The sequence below is a fragment of the Armatimonas sp. genome, assembly GCF_031410135.1.
Taxonomy (GTDB): domain Bacteria; phylum Armatimonadota; class Armatimonadia; order Armatimonadales; family Armatimonadaceae; genus Armatimonas.
This window is the reverse complement of sequence record NZ_JANNYP010000857.1, coordinates 1-1781: the sequence shown is the minus strand read 5'-3', so window position 1 is coordinate 1781 and position 1781 is coordinate 1. Positions and strand designations below refer to the sequence as shown.

The following is a 1781-nucleotide window of genomic DNA, read 5'->3' as shown; positions in this document are numbered from 1 at the left end:
CACAAAATCCGGCGCGTGGATGCCTGCATCCTGACCCACACCCATGCCGATCATCTGTTCGGCCTCGACGACCTGCGACAGTTCAACTTCCAGTACGACATTCGGATCCCCGTCTACGGCACGCCAGAGACCCTGGAGCGCGTTCGTAGCGTCTACGACTACTGCTTCAGAACCACCCAAGAGGGGGGAGGGAAGCCACAGCTGGACTTGGTGGAGCTGACCCCGTTTCAGCCCTTTATGCTTTGCGGCATCGAGGTGCTCCCGCTCTGGCACTGGCACGGGGAGCTGAGAGTCACGAGCCTAGTATTCAACAAGACCTTTGCCTATGTCACCGATGTCTCGGAGATTCCTGAGGAGACGAGGCCCTATCTGCAAAGCCTCGATACGGTTGTACTCGGAACGATCCGCTACGAGCCGCACCCGACCCACTTTCACTTGGAGCAGGCGATCGAGGAAGCCAAGGCACTTGGGGCACGGCAGACCTACTTTACACACCTCTCGCACTACTTCGGGCACAAAACGGTGTCGGAGGAGCTACCCAAAAACATCAGGCTAGCCTACGATGGACTGCAGTTGAAGTTCTAACCAAAGAGACACCGTGGAATGTGCGCAGTAACTTTAGCGATTAAGGTACAATGCCACCCATGAAACGCCTCTCTCTTGCACTCGCCGCGACCGTGTTGGCCTCGGCGGGCTTTGCTCAGTCTTCCGTCTCTTTTCCGCGCTACCCCGGACTCTCCCCGGATGGAAAGACCCTGGTCTTTTCCTACCAAGGCGATCTCTGGTCGAGCCCTACCGAGGGGGGAGCACCTGCTCGACGATTGACATCGCACCCCGCCTACGATGCCCGTGCCCAGTTCTCGCCCGATGGGAAAGAGATTGGCTTTCAGTCGCTCCGCTACGGGCGCAACGAGGCCTTTGTGATGCCCGCAAGTGGCGGCGTGGCGCGACGGCTGACCAACTATGGCGGCGGGAATGGTTTCCAGGGCTGGGCAGCAGGTGGCAAAAAAGTACTGATCAGCTCCGTGCGCGAGCTGACCCGGCGCGGGCAGACCCTCTATACCGTCAATAACACTGATAAGCCCGGTCGGCCTATCCCTGTGCTTGGGCTTAACAATCTGATTGGAGGACAGCTCTCCCCCGATGGTACCAAGCTGGTGTTCTCCCGTGGCACTACCGACTGGCCGCGTATTGGCTACCGGGGCAGCGCCAACGCGGATATCTGGGTCTACGATCTCAATACCAAAGAATTTAAGCAGCTGACCGATTTCGATGGTCAGGATATGTGGCCGCTCTGGATGCCCGATAGCAAGAGCGTGGTTTTTGTCTCGGAGCGCGATGGTGCCTACAACCTCTATAAAATAAGCGCCTCGGGCGGGAAGGCCACGCAGCTCACGAAGTATGTCGGGGAGGGAGTTCGCTTTCCCACGGTTTCTGCCGATGGCTCCCGTGCCGCCTATGAGGTAGGAGATCGGATCGAGACAGTAGCCCTAACCGGAGCGGCAAGTGCGCCTAAGATGGTAGCTTTGGCAGTGGCGGCTGATGACAAGAGCAACCCGGTCGAGAACCTGACACTCAGTAGTGGCGCGTCTGAAGTGGTTCCCAGCAGCGATGGTGAGCAAGTAGGCTTTGTGGTACGGGGGGATGTCTTTGCGGCACCGGCAACCGGCGGAAAGGCAATACGCCTCACCGACGGTCCCCAGCGCGAGAGCGATCTTGCCTGGTCGCCTGACGGCAAGACCCTGATCTATGTGAAAGACGGGGACTTCTACGCTCTTACC

Annotated in this window: 2 protein-coding genes; both read left to right on the top strand. The window is 58.7% G+C overall.

Annotated features, from left to right (window positions below):
• A partial coding sequence (locus tag RMO15_RS30775; RefSeq protein WP_309722287.1) for an MBL fold metallo-hydrolase occupies positions 1-585 on the top strand: 585 nt, incomplete at its 5' end.
• 59 nt (positions 586-644) lie between these two features.
• On the top strand, positions 645-1781 hold a 1137-nt coding region (locus tag RMO15_RS30770; RefSeq protein ID WP_309722284.1), incomplete at its 3' end, for a DPP IV N-terminal domain-containing protein.